Origin of the sequence: Citrobacter sp. Cpo065 (assembly GCF_030332805.1) — a bacterium.
In the GTDB taxonomy this organism is placed as follows: domain Bacteria; phylum Pseudomonadota; class Gammaproteobacteria; order Enterobacterales; family Enterobacteriaceae; genus Citrobacter; species Citrobacter portucalensis.
Map to the genome: position 1 here is coordinate 191,279 of NZ_JAOWHC010000032.1, position 25,259 is coordinate 216,537.

The 25,259-nt window shown below is 51.3% G+C and carries 22 protein-coding genes; 12 read left to right on the forward strand and 10 right to left on the reverse strand.

Going from position 1 to position 25,259, the window contains the following annotated elements:
- Positions 1 to 4: 4 nt before the first annotated feature.
- The 6 genes from hypB (at position 5) to OGY68_RS14865 (ending at position 6,041) form a co-directional block, all read left to right on the forward strand.
- Positions 5 to 877 (forward strand): hydrogenase nickel incorporation protein HypB, encoded by an 873-nt coding sequence (hypB, locus tag OGY68_RS14840; protein ID WP_003037409.1) that lies wholly within the window; start codon positions 5 to 7, stop codon positions 875 to 877.
- Positions 868 to 1,140 (forward strand): hydrogenase 3 maturation protein HypC, encoded by a 273-nt coding sequence (gene hypC, locus OGY68_RS14845; protein ID WP_003037411.1) that lies wholly within the window; start codon positions 868 to 870, stop codon positions 1,138 to 1,140. The genes hypB and hypC overlap by 10 nt, the downstream gene beginning before the upstream one ends.
- Positions 1,141 to 2,262 (forward strand): hydrogenase formation protein HypD, encoded by a 1,122-nt coding sequence (gene hypD / locus OGY68_RS14850; RefSeq protein ID WP_003825899.1) that lies wholly within the window; start codon positions 1,141 to 1,143, stop codon positions 2,260 to 2,262.
- Complete coding sequence (gene hypE / locus OGY68_RS14855; protein ID WP_048236637.1) at positions 2,259 to 3,269, forward strand: hydrogenase expression/formation protein HypE; 1,011 nt, start codon at positions 2,259 to 2,261, stop codon at positions 3,267 to 3,269. The genes hypD and hypE overlap by 4 nt, the downstream gene beginning before the upstream one ends.
- Positions 3,270 to 3,489: 220 nt before the next feature.
- The gene (flhA, locus tag OGY68_RS14860; RefSeq protein WP_286617153.1) at positions 3,490 to 5,568 is read left to right on the forward strand and encodes a formate hydrogenlyase transcriptional activator FlhA; all 2,079 of its coding nucleotides are present in this window, start codon (positions 3,490 to 3,492) and stop codon (positions 5,566 to 5,568) included.
- A gap of 44 nt (positions 5,569 to 5,612) precedes the next feature.
- Positions 5,613 to 6,041, forward strand: a complete 429-nt coding sequence (locus tag OGY68_RS14865) for a TOBE domain-containing protein (RefSeq protein ID WP_003825890.1) — start codon at positions 5,613 to 5,615, stop codon at positions 6,039 to 6,041.
- Between the two features lie 122 nt (positions 6,042 to 6,163).
- Here the strand turns inward: OGY68_RS14865 and OGY68_RS14870 are convergent, their stop codons facing one another.
- Positions 6,164 to 6,508, reverse strand: a complete 345-nt coding sequence (locus OGY68_RS14870) for a nitrous oxide-stimulated promoter family protein (protein WP_003825888.1) — start codon at positions 6,506 to 6,508, stop codon at positions 6,164 to 6,166.
- A gap of 187 nt (positions 6,509 to 6,695) precedes the next feature.
- On the opposite strand from OGY68_RS14870, the gene OGY68_RS14875 reads away from it, so the two are divergent.
- From OGY68_RS14875 to OGY68_RS14900, 6 genes are all read left to right on the forward strand, one after another.
- Positions 6,696 to 7,613 (forward strand): metal ABC transporter substrate-binding protein, encoded by a 918-nt coding sequence (locus tag OGY68_RS14875; RefSeq protein WP_057068101.1) that lies wholly within the window; start codon positions 6,696 to 6,698, stop codon positions 7,611 to 7,613.
- Positions 7,610 to 8,425 (forward strand): iron/manganese ABC transporter ATP-binding protein SitB, encoded by an 816-nt coding sequence (gene sitB, locus OGY68_RS14880; protein WP_057068099.1) that lies wholly within the window; start codon positions 7,610 to 7,612, stop codon positions 8,423 to 8,425. The genes OGY68_RS14875 and sitB overlap by 4 nt, the downstream gene beginning before the upstream one ends.
- A gap of 2 nt (positions 8,426 to 8,427) precedes the next feature.
- Entirely contained in the window at positions 8,428 to 9,285 is an 858-nt protein-coding gene (gene sitC, locus OGY68_RS14885) for an iron/manganese ABC transporter permease subunit SitC (RefSeq protein WP_057068097.1), read from the forward strand.
- Complete coding sequence (sitD, locus tag OGY68_RS14890; protein ID WP_032944764.1) at positions 9,282 to 10,133, forward strand: iron/manganese ABC transporter permease subunit SitD; 852 nt, start codon at positions 9,282 to 9,284, stop codon at positions 10,131 to 10,133. The genes sitC and sitD overlap by 4 nt, the downstream gene beginning before the upstream one ends.
- A gap of 163 nt (positions 10,134 to 10,296) precedes the next feature.
- Entirely contained in the window at positions 10,297 to 11,019 is a 723-nt protein-coding gene (locus OGY68_RS14895; protein ID WP_081305655.1) for a cysteine hydrolase family protein, read from the forward strand.
- 94 nt (positions 11,020 to 11,113) lie between these two features.
- Positions 11,114 to 12,736 (forward strand): serine hydrolase, encoded by a 1,623-nt coding sequence (locus tag OGY68_RS14900; protein WP_149617920.1) that lies wholly within the window; start codon positions 11,114 to 11,116, stop codon positions 12,734 to 12,736.
- A gap of 59 nt (positions 12,737 to 12,795) precedes the next feature.
- Here the strand turns inward: OGY68_RS14900 and OGY68_RS14905 are convergent, their stop codons facing one another.
- From OGY68_RS14905 to OGY68_RS14945, 9 genes are read right to left on the reverse strand one after another with little or no spacing between them, the layout of a single operon-like run.
- Positions 12,796 to 13,155 (reverse strand): hypothetical protein, encoded by a 360-nt coding sequence (locus OGY68_RS14905; RefSeq protein WP_003825861.1) that lies wholly within the window; start codon positions 13,153 to 13,155, stop codon positions 12,796 to 12,798.
- Positions 13,139 to 13,663, reverse strand: coding sequence for a chemotaxis protein CheW (locus tag OGY68_RS14910; protein WP_057068093.1), 525 nt, complete (start codon positions 13,661 to 13,663; stop codon positions 13,139 to 13,141). The genes OGY68_RS14905 and OGY68_RS14910 overlap by 17 nt, the downstream gene beginning before the upstream one ends.
- 11 nt (positions 13,664 to 13,674) lie before the next feature.
- On the reverse strand, positions 13,675 to 15,351 hold the full coding sequence (locus OGY68_RS14915; protein ID WP_057068091.1) for a diguanylate cyclase: 1,677 nt from the start codon (positions 15,349 to 15,351) through the stop codon (positions 13,675 to 13,677).
- 17 nt (positions 15,352 to 15,368) lie between these two features.
- Positions 15,369 to 15,728 (reverse strand): response regulator, encoded by a 360-nt coding sequence (locus tag OGY68_RS14920; RefSeq protein WP_008785648.1) that lies wholly within the window; start codon positions 15,726 to 15,728, stop codon positions 15,369 to 15,371.
- 22 nt (positions 15,729 to 15,750) lie between these two features.
- On the reverse strand, positions 15,751 to 17,883 hold the full coding sequence (locus OGY68_RS14925; RefSeq protein ID WP_057068089.1) for a hybrid sensor histidine kinase/response regulator: 2,133 nt from the start codon (positions 17,881 to 17,883) through the stop codon (positions 15,751 to 15,753).
- Between the two features lie 11 nt (positions 17,884 to 17,894).
- The gene (locus OGY68_RS14930; RefSeq protein WP_057068086.1) at positions 17,895 to 19,307 is read right to left on the reverse strand and encodes a CheR family methyltransferase; all 1,413 of its coding nucleotides are present in this window, start codon (positions 19,305 to 19,307) and stop codon (positions 17,895 to 17,897) included.
- Positions 19,304 to 20,371, reverse strand: a complete 1,068-nt coding sequence (locus tag OGY68_RS14935; protein WP_057068084.1) for a chemotaxis protein CheB — start codon at positions 20,369 to 20,371, stop codon at positions 19,304 to 19,306. Before OGY68_RS14935 ends, OGY68_RS14930 begins: the two co-directional genes overlap by 4 nt.
- Entirely contained in the window at positions 20,368 to 22,458 is a 2,091-nt protein-coding gene (locus OGY68_RS14940) for a methyl-accepting chemotaxis protein (protein ID WP_032944781.1), read from the reverse strand. The genes OGY68_RS14935 and OGY68_RS14940 overlap by 4 nt, the downstream gene beginning before the upstream one ends.
- 45 nt (positions 22,459 to 22,503) lie before the next feature.
- Positions 22,504 to 24,714 carry a sensor domain-containing phosphodiesterase gene (locus OGY68_RS14945; protein WP_008785653.1) on the reverse strand — a complete coding sequence of 737 codons (2,211 nt, stop codon included), beginning with the start codon at positions 24,712 to 24,714 and terminating at the stop codon, positions 22,504 to 22,506.
- Positions 24,715 to 25,259 lie beyond the last annotated feature (545 nt).

A 25,259-nucleotide genomic window follows, 5' to 3' on the forward strand; every position in this document is an offset into this window, starting at 1 on the left:
AGCGATGTGTACGACATGTGGTTGCGCTGAAGGCAACCTATATATAGAGGGTGATGAGCATAATCCCCACTCGGCGTTTCGCAGCGCGCCATTTGCCCCGGCGGCTCGTCCGGCGCTGAATATTACCGGTGTGAAGACCTCAAATTTCACACCGAGCCAGACCGAAGAAGGCGATTTGCACTACGGTCACGGTGAGGCCGGAACCCACGCACCAGGTATGAGCCAACGCCGTATGCTGGAAGTGGAAATTGACGTACTGGACAAAAACAACCGCCTCGCCGAGCGCAACCGTGCCCGCTTTGCGGCCCGTCAGCATCTGGTGCTGAACCTTGTTTCAAGCCCGGGCTCTGGTAAAACTACCCTGCTGACCGAAACGCTGATGAAGTTGAAAGATAGCGTGCCGTGCGCCGTTATTGAAGGTGACCAGCAGACGGTGAACGATGCCGCCCGTATTCGCGCCACAGGCACACCCGCCATTCAGGTCAACACCGGTAAAGGTTGCCACCTCGACGCACAAATGATTGCTGACGCCGCGCCGCGTTTGCCGCTTGACGATAACGGTATTCTGTTCATTGAAAACGTCGGCAACCTGGTCTGCCCGGCCAGCTTCGACCTCGGCGAGCGCCATAAAGTGGCCGTGCTTTCAGTAACCGAAGGTGAAGACAAACCGCTGAAATACCCGCATATGTTTGCCGCCGCATCGCTGATGCTGCTCAACAAAGTGGATCTACTGCCGTACCTCAATTTTGACGTTGAAAAATGCATTGCCAGCGCCCGGGAAGTGAACCCGGGGATTGAGATTATCCTAATTTCCGCCACCAGTGGTGAAGGGATGGATCAATGGCTCTCCTGGCTGGAGACGCAGCGATGTGCATAGGTGTTCCGGGTCAAATCCGCACCATTGATGGCAACCAGGCCAAAGTCGACGTTTGCGGTATTCAGCGCGACGTCGACCTGACGCTGGTCGGTAGCTGTGATGAACATGGCCAACCGCGCCTCGGCCAGTGGGTACTGGTCCACGTCGGTTTTGCCATGAGCATCATTAATGAAGCTGAAGCGCGCGATACGCTCGACGCGCTGCAAAACATGTTTGACGTTGAGCCGGATGTCGGCGCGTTGCTGTACGGCGAGGAAAAATAAATGCGTTTTGTTGACGAATACCGCGCACCAGAACAGGTGATGCAGTTGATAGAGCACCTGTGTGAACGTGCCGCCCACCTCTCCTACACGGCTGAACGCCCGCTGCGGATCATGGAAGTTTGTGGTGGTCATACCCACGCTATCTTCAAATTCGGGCTCGACCAGTTGTTACCGGAAAACGTGGAGTTTATTCATGGTCCGGGTTGCCCGGTTTGCGTTCTGCCGATGGGCAGAATCGACAGCTGTGTAGAAATTGCCAGCCATCCAGAAGTAATTTTCTGCACCTTTGGCGACGCTATGCGCGTCCCGGGTAAGCAAGGCTCCCTGCTGCAAGCCAAGGCGCGTGGTGCGGATATCCGCATCGTCTACTCACCGATGGATGCACTGAAGCTGGCGCAGGAAAACCCAACGCGTAAAGTGGTGTTCTTTGGCCTGGGTTTTGAAACCACAATGCCAACGACCGCTATCACCCTGCAACAGGCAAAGCAGCGTGACGTGCAGAACTTTTACTTTTTCTGCCAGCACATCACGCTTATCCCTACGCTGCGCAGCCTGCTGGAACAGCCGGACAACGGTATCGACGCCTTTTTAGCACCGGGCCACGTCAGCATGGTGATTGGCACCGACGCCTACAACTTCATTGCTTCAGATTTCCATCGCCCGCTGGTGGTCGCCGGTTTCGAACCGCTTGATCTCCTGCAAGGCGTAGTGATGTTAATTGAGCAGAAAATTGCAGCCCAAAGCCAGGTAGAAAACCAGTACCGCCGCGTGGTACCGGATGCCGGTAACGCGTTAGCGCAACAGGCCATTGCCGAGGTGTTCTGCGTCAATGGTGACAGCGAATGGCGCGGTCTGGGCGTTATCGAATCCTCTGGCGTTCACCTGACGCCGGACTATCAGCGCTTTGATGCCGAAGCACATTTCCAGCCAGCGCCGCAGCAGGTGTATGACGATCCGCGCGCGCGTTGTGGGGAAGTGCTGACGGGCAGATGTAAACCACATCAGTGTCCGTTATTTGGCAAAACGTGTAACCCGGAGACCGCGTTTGGCGCCCTGATGGTCTCCTCAGAAGGCGCATGTGCCGCCTGGTATCAGTATCGTCAGCAGGAGTGTGAAGCATGAGCAGCGTACAACTCGCCCACGGTAGCGGCGGTCAGGCTATGCAGCAGTTGATCAACAGTCTGTTTATGGAGGCTTTCGCGAATCCGTGGCTGGCGGAACAAGAAGATCAGGCGCGTCTGGAACTGGCACAACTGGTGGCAGAAGGCGACCGTCTGGCGTTTTCAACTGACAGCTACGTTATCGATCCGTTGTTCTTCCCCGGCGGCAATATCGGCAAGCTGGCCATCTGTGGTACGGCTAACGATGTCGCGGTCAGCGGAGCTATTCCACGCTACCTCTCCTGCGGTTTTATCCTCGAAGAGGGTCTGCCGATGGAGACACTGAAAACCGTTGTTAACAGCATGGCAGCAACCGCGCGCGAAGCAGGTATCGCCATCGTGACTGGCGATACCAAAGTCGTGCAGCGTGGTGCAGCAGACAAGCTGTTCATTAACACTGCCGGAATGGGGGCAATTCCCGCCAACATTCACTGGGGTGCACAGACTCTCGGTGTGGGTGATGTGCTGCTGGTCAGTGGTTCGCTTGGCGATCACGGCGCAACTATCCTTAACCTACGCGAGCAATTGGGTCTGGATGGCGAACTGATCAGCGACTGCGCGGTGTTAACACCTCTTATCCAGACGCTGCGTGATATTCCTGGCGTGAAGGCGCTGCGTGACGCCACCCGTGGCGGCGTGAATGCGGTCACGCATGAATTTGCCGCAGCATGCGGATTTGGTATTGAGCTGTCGGAAGCTGCTCTGCCCGTGAAACCAGCGGTGCGTGGCGTTTGCGAGCTGCTGGGTCTGGATGCGCTCAACTTTGCTAACGAAGGCAAACTGGTGATTGCCGTTGAACGCCAGGCCGCTGAAACCGTACTTGCCGCGCTGCGCGCGCATCCGTTAGGGTGCGATGCCGCAATGATTGGTGAAGTGGTCGAACGCAAAGGTGTTCGTCTTGCCGGACTCTACGGCGTGAAACGAACCCTCGATTTACCACACGCCGAACCATTACCTCGTATATGCTAGCAGCCGGTTGGCAGCATGCTGTAGGCCGGATAAGACGCATTAGCGTCAACATCCGGCGTTAATGCTGCATTATGCCTGATACCGCTTTGCTGATCGGGCCAACGGATTGTATATCCTGGCCAGTTCAGTGGCAGGCCATCCGGCAATAATTTACGACTTATACCTATAATTCATTTACCGTTTTCGCACCGTTCTGCGGTGCTTTCCCTGGAAAAGCAATATGTCGTATACACCGATGAGTGACCTCGGACAGCAAGGCCTGTTCGATATTACTCGTACATTATTACAGCAGCCCGATCTCCCGTCTCTTAGCGAGGCGCTTTCGCAGCTGGTCAAGCGTTCAGCGCTGGCCGACTGCGCGGCTATTGTCTTATGGCAGGCACAAACGCAACGTGCGCGTTATTTTGCAACGCGTGAAAATGGTAAACCCATCGATTATGAAGACGAAACGGTGCTGGCACATGGTCCGGTACGCCGTATTTTGTCTCGCCCTGATGCGTTGCACTGCAACTATCATGAGTTTACGGAAACATGGCCACAATTGGCTTCAGGTGGACTGTATTCTGAATTTGGTCACTACTGCCTGCTGCCGCTGGCGGCAGATGGGCGCATCTTTGGCGGTTGCGAATTCATCCGTAACGAAGACCGTCCGTGGAGTGAAAAAGAATATAACCGTCTACAGACCTTCACTCTGATAGTCGGCGTCGTTGCTGAACAAATTCAAAGCAGAGTCAGCAACAACGTCGATTACGATCTGCTGTGTCGTGAGCGTGACAACTTTCGCATCCTGGTCGCCATCACCAATGCCGTGCTCTCCCGACTGGATATTGATGAGCTGGTCAGCGAAGTCGCCAAAGAGATCCACCACTACTTCGACATCGATGCCATCAGCATCGTGTTACGCAGCGATCGCAAAAATAAACTCAGTATCTATTCCACTCACTATCTGGATGAACATCATCCGGCACACGAACAGAGTGAAGTGGACGAAGCGGGAACGCTCTCTGAACGGGTCTTCAAAAGCAAAGAGATGCTGCTGATCAACCTGAGCGAACGTGACATCCTTGCCCCTTACGAACGGATGCTGTTCGAAACCTGGGGCAACCAGCTACAAACCCTGTGTCTGCTACCGCTGATGTCCGGCAATACTATGCTCGGCGTACTCAAACTGGCACAGTGCGAAGAGAAAGTTTTCACTACCGCCAACCTCAAGCTATTGCGCCAGATTGCCGAGCGTGTGGCAATTGCCGTGGATAACGCCCTCGCCTATCAGGAGATCCACCGCCTGAAGGAACGTCTGGTCGATGAAAACCTGGCGTTGACTGAACAACTCAACAACGTAGAGAGTGAGTTCGGCGAAATCATTGGTCGCAGCGAAGCGATGTACAGCGTACTCAAGCAGGTCGAAATGGTGGCGCAAAGCGACAGCACCGTCTTGATTCTGGGTGAGACCGGAACGGGTAAAGAGCTGATCGCACGAGCCATTCACAACCTGAGCGGACGTAACGCCCGTCGGATGGTGAAGATGAACTGCGCGGCAATGCCTGCCGGATTACTGGAAAGCGATCTGTTTGGTCACGAGCGTGGCGCGTTTACCGGTGCCAGCACGCAGCGGATTGGTCGTTTCGAGCTGGCAGATAAAAGTTCGCTGTTCCTCGATGAAGTTGGCGATATGCCGCTGGAGCTTCAGCCTAAGCTACTGCGGGTTCTGCAAGAGCAGGAATTTGAACGTCTGGGCAGTAATAAGCTGATCCAGACCGACGTGCGCTTGATCGCCGCTACCAACCGCGATCTGAAGAAGATGGTTGCCGATCGCGAATTTCGTAACGATCTGTATTACCGGCTGAACGTCTTCCCGATCCATCTGCCGCCGCTGCGTGAGCGCCCGGAAGATATTCCGCTGCTGGTAAAAGCCTTCACCTTCAAAATTGCTCGTCGGATGGGACGCAATATCGACAGTATTCCTGCCGAGGCTCTGCGCACGCTGAGCTGTATGGAATGGCCGGGTAACGTGCGTGAGCTGGAAAACGTGGTAGAACGTGCGGTTCTGCTTACCCGGGGCAACGTACTGCAACTGTCCCTTCCGGATATTGCCCCTTTGACGCCGTCCACGCCTCCGGTGGCAACCGAAGTCGCGCAGGACGGTGAAGATGAATACCAGTTGATTATGCGCGTACTGAAAGAAACCAACGGGGTGGTTGCCGGTCCCAAAGGCGCGGCACAAAGGCTGGGGTTGAAACGTACAACGTTACTCTCACGCATGAAGCGATTAGGCATTGATAAGGATGCACTGGTTTAGCCAGTGTGGCTATACTGGGTGATATCTCAACGAAAGGAGGCAGTATGGCGGTATCAGCACGTAATCAATTAACCGGTACGGTGAGCGCAGTCGCTACGGGCGCAGTGAATGATGAAGTTGAACTGACGCTGGCTGGCGGCGCAAAACTGGTCGCGATTGTAACCCATAGCAGCCAGCAGGCGCTGGGTCTGGCGAAAGGGAAAGAAGCAATTGCCCTGATTAAAGCGCCATGGGTGACGCTGGCAACTGAAGACTGTGGTCTGAAGTTCTCTGCCCGCAACCAGTTTGCTGGCAGTGTTTCCCAGGTCACAGAAGGCGCAGTCAACGCCACGGTACATATCAAAACTGACGCAGGCTTCGAGATTGTTGCCGTCGTCACCAACGAAAGTCAGCAAGAGATGAAACTGAGTCAGGGAAGCCGTGTTGTTGCGCTGATCAAAGCCTCAGCTATTCTGATTGCCACCAAAGCGTAGTCGCCATTCATCACCACATGGCTAAGTTGCCCGATGGCGCAATGCGCATCGGGCCTACGCGACAGATGCACTTATTCTCGTAGGCCAGATAAGGCGCAGCCGCCATCCGGCGCACAGCGACCTTATTTTTTCCGCTGGTACTTCTCGGGTAACTCCGGCACTGGACGTTTGTCATCAATCAGGTGACGTACGGTCAGAATCGGGTGACGCCAGAGCATTCTCGGCCCAGCCCAACGCATAATTTGCTTCATCTCTTCGCGTTTAGCAGGTTGATAACAGTGCACAGGACACTGTTTACAGGCCGGTTTTTCCTCACCAAATACGCACTTGTCGAGGCGCTTTTGCGCATAGGCAAATAACGCATCGTAATGCCCCGGCTCGTCTGAAGCCTGCGGGCACTGGCTCTCGTAGAGCGAAATCATTCTCTGGATCGTCATTTTTTCACGTGCAATGCGTTTGCCGGACATGATGCCTCCACAATTAAGTTGCATAAATAATACACCTTAACTAAGCACAGAACTATTACTTGAAGGTGATACATCCTTAGCACCCTACGCAAATAAGAATTATTTTCATTTGTTTATGCCATGTGCTATATAACATAGCAAAGGCTATATTCGATGATAAATTAACCACTTTGTTGCGAGGGATACTATGCCGCATCTGCCCCATCTGAAGTCATTTCTCCTTGCCAGCGTGTTAACAGCGCTGACGCTGTCACCCGCCTGGGCGAAAGAAAAATTCAAAGTGGTGACCACCTTTACGGTGATTGCCGATATGGCAAGCAATGTAGCAGGTGACGCGGCGGACGTTAGTTCTATCACCAAACCGGGTGCTGAAATTCACGAATATCAACCAACCCCAGGCGATATTAAACGGGCGCAAGGCGCACAGCTTATTCTCTCCAACGGTCTAAACCTCGAACTATGGTTTGCCCGCTTCTACCAAAATTTGTCCGGCGTACCTGAAGTGATGGTCTCAAACGGCGTGCAGCCAATGGGCATCAGCGAAGGGCCGTACAACGGTAAACCAAACCCGCATGCCTGGATGTCAGCAGAGAACGCGCTGATCTACGTGGATAACATTCGCGATGCGCTGATCAAATATGATCCGGACAATGCCGCAACCTACCAGAATAATGCGCAGAATTATAAAGCGAAAATCCAGCAGACCCTGGCGCCACTGCATACAGAACTGGCAAAGCTCCCTGCTGATAAACGCTGGCTGGTCACCAGCGAAGGCGCATTCTCTTATTTAGCTCGTGATAACAATCTCAAGGAGCTGTATCTGTGGCCGATCAATGCCGATCAGCAGGGTACGCCCAAGCAGGTACGCAAGGTTATCGATGCCATCAGAGAGCATCATATCCCGACGGTATTTAGCGAAAGCACCGTGTCCGACAAACCAGCGCGTCAGGTTGCCCGTGAGTCTGGCGCACATTACGGCGGCGTGCTGTATGTCGATTCGCTCAGTGCAGCCGACGGTCCGGTACCGACCTATCTGGATTTACTGCGCGTCACCACGCAAACCATTGTTAACGGCATCAACAAGGGTCTGGAGAGCCAACCATGAGTCACTCTGCGATTACCGTAAATCAGGTTACGGTGACGTATCGCAACGGTCATACCGCATTGCGGGACGCCACTTTTCAGGTTCCGGGCGGCTCAATTGCCGCGCTGGTCGGCGTAAACGGTTCGGGAAAATCAACGCTTTTTAAAGCGCTGATGGGTTTTGTCCGCCTGGCGCAGGGGGAAATCTCAATTCTGCAACAGCCGGTAAATAAGGCGCTCAAACAGAATCTGATCGCCTATGTCCCCCAGTCAGAAGAGGTGGACTGGTCGTTTCCGGTACTGGTGGAAGATGTGGTGATGATGGGACGCTTTGGCCATATGGGCTGGCTGCGTCGACCAAAACAAATTGACCACGCCTGCGTAGATGCGGCGCTGGCGCGAGTTGATATGCTGGATTATCGCCATCGTCAGATAGGTGAACTGTCCGGTGGGCAGAAAAAGCGTGTTTTTCTGGCAAGGGCCATCGCACAGGACGGACAGGTTATTTTACTGGATGAACCCTTTACCGGCGTGGATGTAAAAACCGAGGCCCGGATCATCGACCTGCTGCGTGAACTGCGTAATGAGGGTCGAACCATGCTGGTCTCTACCCATAATTTGGGATCCGTCACCGAGTTTTGTGATTACACGGTGATGATTAAGGGCACGGTGCTGGCAAGTGGACCCACCGAAACCACCTTTACCCCCGAGAATCTCGAACTGGCATTCAGCGGTGTACTGCGTCACGTTGCGCTGAGCGGCGGTGAACAGCACGTAATTACCGATGATGAACGCCCGTTTATTTCGCGACGCACGGCAAACGAGGGGGATTAACCATGAACTGGCTAACGGAGCCGTTTGGCTACCAGTACATGCTCAACGCCATGTGGGTCTCGGCAATGGTCGGCGGCCTGTGTGCGTTTCTCTCCTGCTATCTGATGCTCAAAGGCTGGTCGCTGATTGGCGATGCGCTGTCGCACTCTATCGTGCCGGGCGTGGCAGGCGCTTATATGTTAGGGCTTCCCTTCGCGCTCGGCGCATTCCTTTCCGGCGGACTGGCGGCGGGCAGTATGCTGTTTCTTAATCAACGTTCGCGCCTGAAGGAAGATGCGATTATCGGACTGATTTTTTCGTCTTTTTTCGGTATCGGGCTGTTTATGGTGTCGCTCAATCCGATGTCGGTGAATATTCAGACCATTATTCTCGGCAACGTGCTGGCGATTGCGCCAGAAGATATTCTGCAACTGGCCATCATCGGGGTTATTTCGCTAACCATCCTGTTTTTGAAGTGGAAAGATCTGATGGTGGTTTTTTTTGATGAAAACCACGCGCGCTCTATCGGTCTGAATCCGGGCCGGTTGAAGCTGTTATTTTTTACGCTGCTCTCCGTTTCCACGGTCGCCGCGCTGCAAACCGTCGGCGCATTTCTGGTGATTTGCCTGGTGGTTACGCCCGGTGCAACGGCCTGGCTGCTGACCGATCGTTTTCCACGCCTGCTCACTATCGCCGTAGCTATTGGCAGCCTGACCAGCTTTTTCGGCGCCTGGCTGAGCTACTGGCTGGACGGTGCAACCGGCGGAATTATTGTCATTCTGCAAACGCTGCTGTTCCTGCTGGCATTTGTCTTCGCACCAAAACACGGTCTGCTGGCGAATCGCCGCCGCGCCCGTCTGGTGAACAAGGAGTCAGTATGATCTTAACAACGCTGCTGGAACCCTTTCAGTTTGGTTTTATGGTCAATGCGCTGGTCATCTCCACCATTGTCGCCGTGCCCTGCGCGCTGCTGTCTGTATTTTTAGTACTCAAAGGCTGGGCGCTGATGGGCGATGCAATGAGCCACGCGGTTTTCCCGGGAATTGTACTGGCGTGGATTGCGGGCATCCCACTGGCAATTGGCGCATTTATCGCCGGGCTGTTCTGTGCGGTGGCGACGGGTTATCTCGACGATAACAGCCGCATCAAACGCGATACCCTGATGGGAATCGTCTTTTCTGGCATGTTTGGCGCAGGGCTGGTGCTGTACGTCTCTATCCAGTCAGAGGTCCATCTCGATCATATTCTGTTCGGCGACATGCTGGGCGTATCGTTCAGCGACATCATACAAACCGCGGTTATTACGCTTGGGATAGCGCTTATTATTGGGCTTAAGTGGAAAGATCTGCTGCTGCATGCGTTCGACCCGCATCAGGCAAAGGCCAGTGGGCTTAACACTGCACTGCTACATTACGGCCTGCTGTGCATGATCGCCCTGACGATTGTCGCCACGCTAAAATCAGTAGGGATTATTTTGTCGATCTCCTTACTGATTGCGCCTGGCGCCATTGCGATTTTAATGACACGGAAATTTTCCCACGCCTTGTGGCTGGCGGTGATTATGTCGGTCGTTACCTCGTTTATGGGCGTGTACCTGTCTTTTTTCATCGACAGTGCACCGGCCCCCACCATCGTCGTACTATTTTCGCTACTGTTTGTGATGACCTTTATTTATTCCACCCTGCGCGATCGTCGTTTAGAACGGCGACGCCAGCAATACGACCTCTAACGGAGTGGGCAGTGATATGCCCACTATCGTTATTAGAATACGTAATGACAATATTCCCAGCGTCCTGAACAAATACCCCATTCTGAAACCATGCCATATTTACCAGCGCTATTTAATAATCAGATAGTCACTATCACATTAGATAAAAATACAGGTAAATTTTATGAGCAAGATGAGCATGTCAGAAATCTATTCTGAACCAGAGGCCTATGGCTTACCACGCAAAGGTATAACACTTAATAATAAGGAAGCTGCGTTGGTGGTAGTCGATCCACAGATCGATTTTTTAAGTCCTCAGGGTATTGGCTGGGACGTTTTTAAAGACAGTATTATTGAAAATAATACTGTAGAAAATCTCGAGACGTTGTTCAAAATGGCAAAAGAAGCACAAATGCCTGTTTTTATTTCTCCACATTATTACTTTCCGCACGACCATAAATGGCAATCTACCGCTCCGGGAGAAACATTTATGCACGGCACTGGAATGTTCAATCGTAAAGGTCCACTGACGATGGAGAATTTTGAAAATTCCGGCGCAGACTTTTTACCACAATTTAAGCCATATATTTATGATGGCGAAACGGTCATTGCCTCACCGCATAAGATTTTCGGACCAGAAACCAACGACCTGGTACTGCAATTAAGAAAACGCGGTGTCTCACAGGTCATTCTCGCCGGTATGGCTGCCAATCTGTGTATTGAATCCCATATGCGTGAATTGATTGAGCAAGGTTTTGAAGTTGTCGTCGTTAAAGATGCGACAGCGGGTCCGCGCATTCCGGAAGGTGACGGTTATCTCGCCGCTCTAACCAACTACCGCATCATTGCCAATGATTTATGGGACACCGACACCACGGTTGAAAAGGTAAAGGCAGCAGCTAAGTAATAGCTATGAGTACGGTTACCGAGGGTAATTGTATGTACAATATCGCTCATCCATTAGCCATCAAAATAAATTTCATTAAGCGCGGAGCTTTTCCATGAATCTTAAGTTAAAGGTTATTTCGGCATGTATTTTACTTTCCATGTCTGTTTCAGCTACTCAGGTATTGGCCGCTGCCAGTACAAATGAGACAACTTACTTAGTTAACCGTGGTGATCCACAATTAAAGGTCAACGGCAAATATATCGATCAGATCATTGCCGAGGTAATGGCGAAAAATAATCTGCCGGGTTTATCCATGGCGATTGTTCAGGCGCCTTATATTCCGCGCTCAGCGGGATACGGTCTGGCAACGGCAGCCAATGATGAGCTTGCTTCCACCAAAACCATGTGGGGAATTGGCCCTATCACGCAAGCTTTTACTGCAGTCGCAGTAATGCAACTGGTAGAGCAAGGTAAATTGGATCTTAATACTCCTGTGAGTGTTTATTTGCCTGGCCTGCCGGAAAGCTGGCATAACATTACGATTCTGGAATTAATGCAGCACTCATCCGGGATCCCTGATTTCAGATCTTTCGGCTATAAACAAGAGAAAAAATATACACCTGCGCAGCTAGTGGATCTTGTTAAAGATAAACCGCTCGAATTTAAAAATGGCACGGACATCAACTCCAGCGCAACTGACTTTATCCTGTTAGGAATGGCTATCGAGAAAGTCAGCGGAATGAGTTACGTAGACTTCGTCAACAAATACCAAATTGCGCCGTTAGGTCTGCAAAGCACCATGTTCGCAAAAGACATGCCAACAAAAGCATTCCTTGATCGCCCGACGCCTGATAAGCAACATAATCAGCATTCGAAATTTAAGTCAGAAATTGACTGGATCAACCCTGTTGAGCCTGCAACAGGTTACGTCGCAGCGGGTGACAAACTGGCGCCTGTCAGCGCGATCGCCACTGATAATCTGTTCGCCTACGGTGGTCTGTGGTCGTCAGCGGAAGACATCAGTAAGTGGGATATCGGTCTTGCCGGCAGCACGCTGGTTAAAGACAAAAAGCTACGCGACATTATCTATAGCCCGGCAAAACTGAAAAATGGCAAAGTCGTGCCTGCCATGGCCGGCTGGGAATTTACCCGCCATCCTGGTTTTCTGGAAATCAAAGGAACCGCAGGTGGCTTTAGTGCCTATCTGAGCCGTTTTACCGCCGGTGATGAACTGGTTTGCGTGACAATGCTGACCAACAAAGAAGGCGTAGACATGACTCAGGTGGCTCGTGATATCGCTGAAGCCTATAAAATCGGGCTGGGTTCTGGGTTAAATTCAGAGAAGATCAAAAACCAGGAAAGTAAATTCTCTGTCGATGAGACGGTCTCCCGTCTGAAAGCCATTCTGAAAAGCGAAGGCGTTCCGGTATTCACTGAAATTGATCACGAGAAAAATGCCGAGGGCGCGGGAATGAACCTGAGGCCAACGAAAGTCCTGGTATTTGGTAACCCTAAAGTCGGCACAAAACTGATGCAGGATAAACAGGGTGTCGCGCTGGATCTGCCGTTACGTGTCTCCGTATGGCAGGATAAGATCGGGCGAGTTTGGGTCGGTTATGAAAACCTGGATGACGTAGCAAAAACCTACGATCTTCAGGACAAGCAGACCATTGATAAGATTGACAACTTTATGACTAAGCTGGTCAGTCGGGCTGTTGATGCTTATATCCAGTAACGGGATTTAGCACTCCCAGCCTTCTCATGCTGCGGGACCGTTAAAGCTCCCGCAGCGTGTCAGCGCCAGCTTAATAGCGGGCTAAACGCCTCACGTCCCACCAGGGCACGAAGCGCAGGCAGATGACAGTTACGCGCCAGAAGCGGAGGTACGGCAAAAATAATGTCGCCGGAGAGCATCACATTCTCAAGTTGTCCCCATAGGTACCAGCCGGTTTCAACGCCACTGTCCGGGACGCGTAAATGCAAATGCCATCCCTCCTGCGGCTCATCAGCAATCCCCAGCCACTGGCTAAATCGGGGGATTTCAGGCACAACCTGAGTCACTAACGAACACACACCCACCTGGTTTGCCGGTATATACAACGTTAGCGCTCCCAAAGTAATACGTACCGCCGCCAGATTAGTGGGCGCCGTCATAACCGCTGGTCTCCTGATAACGCTCAAAGACCAGATTCAGATCGAGCAGCGTGTACCAGGTTTCTATCACGTTAACCACCCCCACAGCGATGCTTTGTAACGCCGGGGGCAACGAATCTCCTGGCAAATGAATCTGGCTTTCGGCGACTTCCAACACATCAATCAGTTTATCTATCAGGATCCCACTTTGCATTTTCTCGGCGCATCCAATCAAAATAGTGCGCTTACCTGCCGAATTAACGGTAGGTTTATCGATCAGGCTGTCCAGTCTCATCACCGATTCCACCCGTCCACGATAGTTGATGACCCCTTCAAGCATTGGCGCGCAGCAGGGAACCCAGGAGATCGGGCGCTCTGCAAGGATCTCTTTAATTTGCGCCCCATAGAAGGCAAAATTTTTACCCGCCAGTTGAAATAACACCAGCGTGCGCTGGGGTTCATCAACGTTTTCACACTCCGGTTTTTCACCATGGTTCAGCGCAAGAATCTGCTCCAGCTGTTGGCTCATATTGACTCCTTTTACTCGGCAATGCAGAAAGTGTTACGGCCATTTTGTTTCGCGGCATACAGCGCCTGATCGGCGCGTTCGCGTAGCGTTTCAATCCGATCGCCAAACTGCCACTGGGCAATACCCGCGCTGAAGGTACTGTGAAAACTAGCGTCGTTAACGGAAAACGTGACCTGCTCGTAATCCCTGCGCAATCGTTCGACCACGCGCGCGGCCTTGTCACTGCTGGTGTTGGGCATAATGATGACAAACTCTTCACCACCGTAACGGCCAACGATATCGGTGCTGCGTAAGCGATGGGAGAACAACTGAGAAATACCGACAATTACCTGGTCACCGACCGCATGACCGTAGGTATCGTTAACGCTTTTGAAGCGATCCAGGTCCACCATCACCATACAAAACGGGTTGCCACTGTAGTTCGACTCGGCAATCGCGCTTTTGAGAAAATGGGTGGTCGTTGAGTGGTTATATAACCCGCTCAGACTGTCCTGCGACATGCGTGCACGCAGGACGCGCATTCTCTCCGCGCGGATCGATACGGCGCGGATCAGCTCCTCTGGGTCGCTCTGTTTGAGGATAAAATCCTCCGCGCCGATGCTCATTGCTCCCAACTGCGCATGCTTGTTGGTCTCGCTGGAGAGATAGGCGATAGGCAGGCCAATATGCTGCGGTATTTGGCGAATCAGTTTTGTCAGTTCCTCACCGCTGAATTCCGGCATGTGGTAATCCATCAACACCAAATCGATCGGCTGCGCATTGAGTACATGCAGTAGATAGTGAGGTTTTTCCAGCACATGCACTTCCATACCCGCCAAGCGCAGCATCTCCGCGTTGTATTCAGCCACCGCCGGTTCGTCATCGATCAACAATACCTGGTAAGGCTTTTTCAGCGACGGTTGAGTCAGGCGATGAAGTTCCTGGACTAAATCGGTGATAGACGCAGGTTTTACGTAGTAGCCATCGCAGCCAGATTTGATGGCGTTGACGCGGGCATTGAAATCGCTATGACACGAGAGGAACAGCACAGGGAAAGGTTTGCCCACTTTTTGTTTCAAATCCGACATTGCCAGCGGTCCACCGTAGGCGTTGTCCGGAAAGCTAACATCCATAATCACCACGGCAGGCGGTTGCGACAATACGGCCTGAGTGAAATCCTGCGTGTTCGCGAACACATGGCAGGTAAAACCAAAACAGCGCAGTTGGGTCGCGAGAAGCTCGACCTGGTCAATATCATCATCACACAGGTAGATAGGCTTACTGGCCCGCCGAACATATCCCTCTTCCGGGCGCTGTGCGGCGATCGGTAATGTGAACTCCGTATCGCTGATACGATGTTCAAGATTGAGCTGCTCCTGAGTCAGGGTGTACAACCACCTGATGATTCGCCGCAGCTCATCGTAATGCAATGTGCTTTGCTCTGTTTCCGGTTCTGTTAGTAAACGCTCACCTTCTGCTGAGGCATTCGCCAGCGGGCTAAAGCCAAAGGACCCTGCCGAACCGTGAATACTGTGCAGCAGGATATGTAGCTGTTTGCGACAGGCTTCGCTAGGCTCTGCGACCAGTTGAACGAGTAATCTTTCCGCTTGTGCCAGCATGTCGGGAATTCGGCGTAGAAACCCCTGCCGCAAACGCGCTATTTTTTCCTGCGCTGCCGCCATCGCTATATGCTTATTTTCTTGTTTCATCAAACACGTAGGCTTATTCAGTTAATCGCAGATGGTTGCAGTAGCGCATTGACAGCAGCCCCCAGATTTTCCGCGAGGTTTTCATCTTTTTTCACCCAACGGTCGTACAGAGCGTCGCTGCCCGTTACTTCATTGGCACTCAGTAAAATAAAAGGCTTAGCCCAATCCTGAGCGCGTAACAGCGCCAGCAAATCCAACCCACTGATCTCTGGCATATGCAGATCGCTAATCACCAGGTCGATGTTGTTATCCGAGTCCAGGCACGCCAGGGCGGAAATCGCGCTTTCCACAATCACCACATCGTAGCCGTCCATTTGCAAAAATATGGATGCCAGTTCAGCCGCAAAAAGATCATCATCAACTAATAAAATTCGCATTTTCTCTCTCGATTTTGCGCCATCAGCACAAAAGCATTTTTAATGTTTTTATCAAACTGTCCTGCTCGAAATCGCCCTTGGCGATGTAGGCATCCGCACCCACCTGAATCCCCCGTCGCCGGTCTTCTTCCTTCGCGCGGGACGTCACGATGATGATTGGCGTATGCTGGTAGTTTTTCTCCCCACGCAACGATTTGGTGAAGGTGAAACCATCCATAAACGGCATTTCGACATCCGTCAGTACGGCATCAAACTGGGTCAGCTTCGCTTTTTGCAGCCCCGACAGCCCGTCTTCTGCCAGAGTCACCTGATAGCCGTGCGCTTCCAGCACGTTCTTTTCTATCTCACGGGTATTCAGTGAGTCATCGACCACCAGCACATGCCATGCATCCTGCGCTACGCTCGTGGCTGGCGCTGGTGTACTGGTTTGCCGTGATTGTTGCGCTATCGCCATCAGCGCGGGAACGTGCAGGATGCTGACCAGTTGGTTATCCGGTGTTTGTACCATCCCGGAGACCAGCGACTGCTGTTGCATATGCTTCGGTAACGGTTTGATCATCATCTTGCGTTCATCGAGCAGCTTATCCACTTGCAGCGCCATTTTGCTGTACTGGTTCTGCACCACGATTAATCGCTGTCCAGGCGTTGAAAAGCTGCTCTGGCGTTCATGAATGCCCAGCAAGCTGCCTACGCAAACCACCGGGATAAACTCGTTATGCAAGATAATGGCAGGACGTCCGGCGATATCGCTGATCCCCTGTGGCGTGCATTCCACCACCTCAACCACATACTGCGCAGCCAGTCCAAACAGGTGCCCCTGCTCTTCAAATTGCAGAATCCGCATCATGGTTAACGAAACAGGCAACCGCAGGTTAAAGCTGGTTCCGACTCCCGGACGGCTATAAACCTGCAAATCGCCTTGCAGGTCGGTCACCACCGTTTTGCGCACCACATCAAGACCAACGCCGCGACCAGAAAGCTCGGAGACTATCTTGCTGGTCGAAAAGCCGGGATGAAAAATCAGCTCATTACATTCCTGCTCGGAGAGCTGCCCGGCCATTGAAGCAGGAACAAGACCTTTACTGACCGCCTTCGCGCTGATGGCCTCATAGTTCAGACCACGGCCATCATCTTCGATACGCAGTAGAATCCCGCTGCCGTCCTGCTGAGTAGTGATGGTAATCGTGCCGCGGGTGGATTTACCGAGCGCCAGACGTTCATCGATCTCACCAATCCCGTGATCGACGGCATTACGCAGTAGATGCGTCAGCGACTCCGAAAGCCGATCAATGAGCTGGCGGTCGATTTCCACTTCTCCGCCAACAAAGCGGCACACCACCTGCTTGTTCAGTGTGGAAGCCAGTTCGCTGACCTGCAGCGAAATGGGTTCAAACAATGTTGAAAGTGGCAGCATACGGATCCGCGCCGCCACATCGTACAGTTCAAACATCTGCAAATGCTGGAGCTGAACGCTTTCTTTTAACTGGGCGCTAAAGTCGTGGATCTGCTGGCGAAGCTGTTCAGCACTCAATCCCGGTAACCGTGGTACCAGTTGACTCAGGTTTTGTATCTGCTGTTCCAGGCGATCATGTCCGGCGAGCACCTCCCCCAGAATGTCGATCAGGCCATCGAGCTTGTTCAGCTTTACCCGAACGAAATCCGCCTGCTTAATACCGGCATCCATGCTGGCTGGCGTCGCGGGCGCAGGGACTACCGGTTTTTCTGTTGCCCCGGCAGTTTCGACAGTCAGCGTGATATCCTCTCCCCGACTGGCGCGGGCAAGGCGTTCGCATAGCCCGGCATCCGCCGGTGGCAATTGATTATCCCCTTCGCTGACAAAAAGCTGGGTAAGCTGACCAGAAAGGTACTCCACAGACTCATGGATCAGATTGCCCAGCGCCCTGTCCGGCGTCAGTTTGTTATCACGTAGTTCACTCAATACATCTTCAAGATGATGCGTGACATCGGCAATACTTTGCAGCTTCAGCATCCGCGCGCCCCCTTTCAGGGTATGCGCAGCGCGAAACATCTCACCTATCCAGGCGTCGGTATGTTCATCAGCGGAGAGGAGAAACGCCCCTTCGCTGATCGTCTGCAAATGACCTCTCCCTTCATCAATAAAGCGCAGAACGAATTTTTTCAGATCGATAGCCATAATCGCTCTTATTAGCCACTTTGATGGGCGAATTGCGCCAGTTGATGTTCACACAGGAAACGAAACGTATTGCCTGGAAATACCATTGGCAAACGCAGACGACAAACCGAGGACGGATTGTTTATCTCGTCGTTCAGTAACTGCATCACCACACGATAAGTCCGTTGAGCAGGCTGGTATAACTCGCTTTGCCGGTACATTTCAGCCAGATAATAGTGCGCAGGCCAGTAGCCGGGTTCCTGATAAACCACCTGTTTGAACCAGGCGATGGCCTGCTGGGTCTGGTGTTGCCACATCATCGCCAGTCCGAGCAGCATTTTGGCCTCTGCCGACCACTCATCTTGGGCGAGGATCTGCTGTGCGTTTCCGGCTGTTTGAGAAAACTCACGCTGTTCGAGGGCAATAACGCCCTGGATCAAAAGCGCATCCTGATTACGGGGATCGTCACGTAATACACAGGCGATACACTTTTCAGCTTCAGAAAAACATTTTTCATCGAGGCTGGCGCGTGCTTTCTTCAGCCAGTCATTACTCTGCTGCGCCGTGGGCACCAGAGGAACCTGTTCAACCACCGCTCTCGACTGCGGAATGCGCACCGCAACTCTGGGGACAGGCACAATCCTTGCCGCTTCACGATGGTGGCAAAAATAGAAAATCCCCTCTTCCTGCTCCAGCTTCAGAATGTCGAAATTGTTAGCCAGCGTTTCCGCATTGCCAAAAAATAAGGCTCCCTGCGGTTGCAACATCTTCAGCAAATTACCGTGCAGCTCGCGACGCGTTGGCGTATCAAAATAGATGGACACATTGCGCAGCAAAATGATGTCCACTTCCGGCAGTAACTGTTCTTTTATAATGTTGGTGCGATGGAAGGTGACCTTCTCACGGATCTCATCATGCAGCCGGTAGAGGTTTCCCGAGCGGGTGAAGTAGCGTTGCTGAATACCCGGGTCGACGCCACGAAACGAGTAGTTTGAATAGCAGGCGTTGCGGGCTTTTGCCAGGATTGCCGGGTCAATATCACAGCCGTAAATTTCGATGCGCTGGGCCATCCCGCCGAGGTATTTCTCATGCAGCTTGATCGCCAACGAGTAGGCTTCCTCTCCGGAAGAGCATCCGGCACTCAGAATACGCACCGGGCCGCTGCGCTGTTGCAACAGACGCGGGATCCATTTATCGCAGATTAAATCCAGCGTATCGCTTTCACGGAAAAAATAGGTTTCGTTAATCGTAATCAGCGTGATGAAACTATCAAACTCATTCTGCGAGCTACGCAGTTGTTCATAGTATTCATAGTAATCATTGATTTTTCGCTCGGCCATTCGCCGACCCAGCGCCGTTTTCAGCAATGCTTCCATGGCGTTATCGAAGTGCAAACCGACCCGTTCTTTGATCAGGCGAGCATAGTCAGGAAGATTAGGGATCATGGCAATTTACTCTCAACATGCCCGTGGCAAGCCATCGAAAGCAGTACCGCAGCAAGGCCATCCAGAGGGATCGTGCGGTGTATTAGTTGCTTGTCGATCGCGTTCTTATTCATACCGAATACCACCGAACTTTCTTCGTCCTGCGCCAGCGTTGTTCCGCCACGGCGGACAATAAGCTCAATGCCGCGGCAGCCATCGCTGCCCATGCCGGTCATAATCAGTCCGACGGCTTTTTCGCGAAACACCTCAGCCACCGACTCCAGCAACAGGTTGCAACTGGGATGGTAAACATCGCTTTCCTGTCTTGGGATCGCCGCTAAACGCTGGTTGCTTTTGACGATCAGGTGCTGCTCCGGCGGCAATATATACACATACCCCGCTTCCACCCGATCGTCCTCCTGCGCCAGTCGCACCTTCAGATCGGTCACGCTATCCAGCCAATGCACCATATTTTTCGCGAAGCCATCGGCAATATGTTGGGCAATAAGTACCGGGCACGGGAACGTACCGGGCAGCTTCTGTAACAGTTTACTGAGCGCCTGCGGCCCGCCCGTCGAGCAGGCAATCGCCAGCACAAAAGGCCAGTCCTGTGGCGTTTTTACAACGTCTATCATCGGTCGTACAGTGGGGATTACCGGTTCGCCTGGATAGCGTAATCCCTTGATATGTCGAATGACTTTCACACCGACCAATAATTCTACTTTACGATGCAAAGCATCCGTTGAGAGTGGTGAATCACTGCTATGGTGCAACACCGCCAACGCACCACGGGAAATGTAGTCATCATCCCATTGATTCTCTGGACAAAATCTCATGACAAGGATCGGGATTGCGCTGGTTGCCATGATCGTTTCCACGATTTCGACGTTATCGGCGCCCGAAATATCCAGCGTCAGAATCAGCAGGTCAGGCATCAGCTGTTGCAACAGTCGGATCGCCTGCCTGCGATGGGCTGCTTGCCCCACCACCTTAATGTGCGGGTGATCCTCCAGTTGCCTGACCAGCTCATTACGCGATGCGCTGCCCAGGTCGAGGATCAGCACCCGAATGTTGCTGCTATTCATGCATCTGTTTCCGTCAGTGTGAATGAGGACGAAGCCTCTTTCAGCGCTTTCGACAGTTGTGTCATATCCTGACTGACAACCAGAATGTCTTTGATAGATTGCGAGGTATAGTTACTGGCAACAACGATCTCACGCAGCGCCATGACCACCTGATTACTCGCCGTTTTCTGTTGCTGTGTTGAAAGCGATATTTGCAGCGCCGCCGTCGAAGTTTGCTCAGCCGTAACAACGATATCGTTCAGATGTTCAGCACTGACTTTACAGGCTATTGCGCCCGCTTTAATGCTCTCACCGCCTTTTTCCGCGTTCAGCACCAGACGATTAATCGCGTTTTGGATCTCACTGATCTTATTTTCAATTTCAACCGTCGATTCCGTCACCGAATCAGCCAGACGGCGGATTTCAGCTGCCACCACCGAGAAACGCTTACCGGCTTCCCCGGCGCTGGCAGCTTCGAGCGCTGCGTTAAAAGCGATAAGTTTCGTCTGATCCGCGACGCTGTTAATGATCACCATCACGCGACTGATTTCCGTCGACTTATTACCAAGCATCATGATTTCACGCATATTTTGCTGATTGTCGGTATCAATATCCGTCATACGCATCAGCAATTGCGACATCGACTCGGAGCCTTTATTGCAGTCCTCGAGCGTCTGGTTGGCAATATCCACAACCGCCCGTGAGTGTTCGGCTATCTGTGTCGATGAGGCAGACAGCTCTTCCATGGTGGAGGTAATTTCAGCCACTGAAGATGAGGTTTCCACGCTGGTTGATGCCTGCCCATCGACCGCTTCGGTAATATGCAAAGATGCCTGATGTACCGAATTTGCATGAGAAACCATACCGCCTACCAACGAGTGCAGACGCTGACGCATCATCTCCACCGCACTCAGCAGTTCGCCGATCTCATCGTGGTGATCGACCTGAACATCCACCGTTAAGTCGCCTTCGGCAATGGTTTGTGCAATCCCCAGGACACGGTTTAAGCGCCGGGAAATCAGGAAACGGCTGGCCACAGCAATCAGCAGTAAAATGATGGGCAGCAGCAGCGCGGTGAACAGCAGCAGACCGTTACGCACCAGATTGCTGCTCTTGGCGACATCATCAACATAGTTGGTGGTGGCGATTATCCAGTTTATCCCTTCAACGTATTCATAAACGGCAACTTTGGTCTTCGGCAATGCGCCATAACCGCTCACCCAGTTGTAGTAAGTGATGCCATTCTTGTGTTCGAGCATGTCGGCAAACAGCTTAAAACCATTGGCATCGGTAATATTAATTGCCTGCTGGTTGCTCAACGAGGGATGGACCAACATACGACCAGGTTCAAATCCGGCATCCAGCACATAGGCGTAGCCATCTTTACCAATATGCACATTCAACAAACGCTGAATGATCGGTTGCAAACTCTGTTTGACGTCGAAACCCACCGCGACGGCCCCCACGACCTGACCATATTTGTCGGCAATCGGTTCGTAGTGACTAATAAACTGTTTACCGAACAGTGTGACCACACCGGAAAAGGGTTTATTTTTCAAAAGCAGCGGCAACGCAGGATTATCATGCCCTAGTGCTGTTGCTGTTGCCGTATTGCCTGAACTCGCCAGTAACGTACTGCTGACACGTACAAATTGCTCGCCTTGCAGAATAAACGTACTGGCAAATACGCTGGTTAATTCGGTGAAGTGCGCGTTGGTGTTCGGGTTGCTCAGCACCGCTTTTAATTCAGTAGAGTCCATATAACGCAGCGGTTTATTGGCAACGTTTTGATAATTATTAATATAAACATTGCTGTAATGTTCCGCATCACGAGTCACACGCTGAAACTCGTTAGAAATACTGTTGTGGAATATCCGCGTGTTGGTTTTAATCATCTCCAGCGCATTGACCTGCAATTCTCTGGAAAGATAAGACGATAATATAAAAGAGGCGCCAATCAGCAACGTTGCGATACAAACAACCAAAATCATACCGAGCTTCATCGCCACACCGGGATGGATGTTGTGCAGCCAGGACAATAGTCGAGCGCGCGGTCCCTCACTGGTGGTATTCGCCGTTCGATTTTTTACTTTAATAATGTCACTCATGATTTTTATTCTCTACCTGAGAAGAAATTACTCTTTTTTTGGTCATCAGGAGCTAGCGCCCTGTGATTCGAGCGTGAACAGCGGCGTAGGTTTGCCAATGTGATATCCCTGTAACCAGCCCACATTCATTTTTTCCAGACAGGCCTGAATAGTGGCGTTCTCGACAAATTCAGCGACCACCTGCATTTTTTTCATTTCAGCAACGCGGCAGAATGACTCAACGATGTAGTAACTAATTTCACTTTCGGTGATCCGTCGAATAAATGAGCCATCTATTTTCAGGATATCTGCTTCGATGTTCATCAAGCGCGCATGACTCGCAAACCCGGTGCCAAAGTCATCAATTGCCACCCGACATCCCAGCTGACGTATTAAACGTAGCGTTTCCACGGTTTGTTCTTTGTCTGATAACGTATCTGCTTCCGTTATTTCAAAAATAATCCGCTGTGGCTCCACCGCGTAGTCGTGCAGGAGTTGGGTGATCTTCATGACAATATTTGAACGACACACCGTCACCGGTGCCAGGTTAATAGAAAAACAATGCTGTGGGTGGTTACGCATAAATTTGAGGGTATTTTCGATAACCCAGAGATCGATATCCGGTGCCAGTCCCGCATCATGAGCAACCGGCAGGAAACTGTTCGGTGGAATAAATTCTCCCCGTTCGTTAAGCATACGGATCAATATTTCATGATACGGCGCTTCACCGTGGGTACTGACTATCGGCTGTGCCATCAGGACAAACGCATTGTTATCCAGCGCATTTTGCAGCGCAGTGCGAATTTCCGTTTTATCAACAATGTGGTTGCCAAGGATTCGGCTATGCTGCGCCTCAAGGTTTTCCGGCCTGCCGTTGGTGAGTGATAAACCCGCCACCATGCCCAGTTTCCCCACCAACTGATAAATGTCATCGCTCAGATCGTTAATCAGGCAATAGCCCAAACCACTGCGAAAACCCAACCGATGGTTGTTGTAAAAGAGACGAAAACTGTTGGCGGCCTGATACAGATCGCATAGCCGCTCCCAGGTGCCATTTTCCAGCCGAATGAGCAGATCATAACCCGCGTGGTAATAGACTTTCTCGCTTTTCACCAGATGTCTGCGCAAATGCTCAGCAAGGATCTTCTGGTAGCGGGCGCGGAAATGAAAACCATAACGACGCGAAAAAAGCTCCAGCTCGGGGATCTGTATCAGACATACAGTCGCGCGTTCAGTGGTAAATAGCTCCGTCTTCAGCGCCCGTAAATTTGCCATGCCTGTCATCGGGTCAGTCAGCCCCAACAGCAGCGCCTGGTTAAAGCGCTGACGGGTAAATTTTGCCAGTACCCCCATGATCACAATGGTGAGTGAAAAGACAAAGATCAACGTCGAAACCAGCGCCTGATGCAGCATGAAGTTAACATCGCTGGCGATATAGCTGTCGTTATGTTTGCCTAAGATGATTAATACGATCGTCCACACCAGCATTGTGAACAAGTGGCCAATTTTGATTGCTCCCCACAACATCAACGGAAATAACAGGATCAGGCTATAGATAGAGAAAAAAACATCCAAATTATCCGGTGATGTTAAGAAGAACATCAGAAAAAACAGCAAGATGCACCAGGATATAACGCCGTAGACACCGATATTGCCTTTACACTGTTCGGCAATGGCCCGCAGAAAGGTCAGCAGGAAAGACGGTCGACGAATGATGCGGTAAATCTTGTAAAATAAAGGGATCCCCGTCAGGCAACCGTTGATGATCCCCTGAATACGTACCAGCATGCCCAGACTCAACGCCGGAATGTTATCCACATCGGGGCGTTGTCCGTGGGCGACAAACATTGCAAAGAGTTTGCTGAACACCAGATACAGCAGGACGTTGTAGCCACAAAGCCAGAGCAGACGATTAAAGCTAATTTTGATGCGACCAAAGCTAACGCAGCTGCGTCTGCCGGTGAATTTGCGGTACGCGGCATAACTTAAGGTCGACGCGATGATCAGGCACAACGCATCTACCCGTTCATTTTGCGGACCGACCACAAACATGACCGTCAGGAACAGAAGAAACCCCGGCAACACCCGAAAACCGAACAAGACCAATGCGGCAGAAAATACGGCTAGCTTGAGATCGTAAACTGTTAAAATAGTATTATTGAGAATGCTATAACCGTTAAGATATTGTGCCAGCGGGTAAAAAAGGCCAGGTAAGACAAGTGGCAGGCACCATTCCCGAATGTTTTTTATCGTGTTTGAATTTATTATTGCGTCCAAATCAATTTATCCGCTATGCACTATACCAATAGGACTTTAATCCAGACTCGAATGTCACAAACAAATCCTTTTGGGTCAGCCGATGAACCATAGCAAAATTGTCAACATTGACCGCGCACTGAGAAAATAAAATAAGGTTCTATAATGAAGAGAGCATGTTATTCATATCAAATCAGGAAATAAATACCCATTTATAGACAAAAATGGACATCCGGTGGGGATGAAATCACTAAAATGCCTGTCCAAAAAACTGCTAATTCATTGATGTTTAGTAAAAAACAAAAAAGCCTTTGTCAGTTTCCCAACACCTCCAACCAGTACGTATAAAAAATCTTCTCAAGCACCATGAATGTCAACATTAATATCCTGAAAGGGGCATTCAGAAAATGTATTTTTATGTACACTTTTGCCTATTGACGAAAAGAGCAGCGTTATCTATATTCGCATACCGTTATTTTTGTCATTACTCACCATGGTTCAATGTTAGTTATTTGTTACGTCATTACGTTTCACATCTTTCATCTACTTATTTGCAACAATAATAT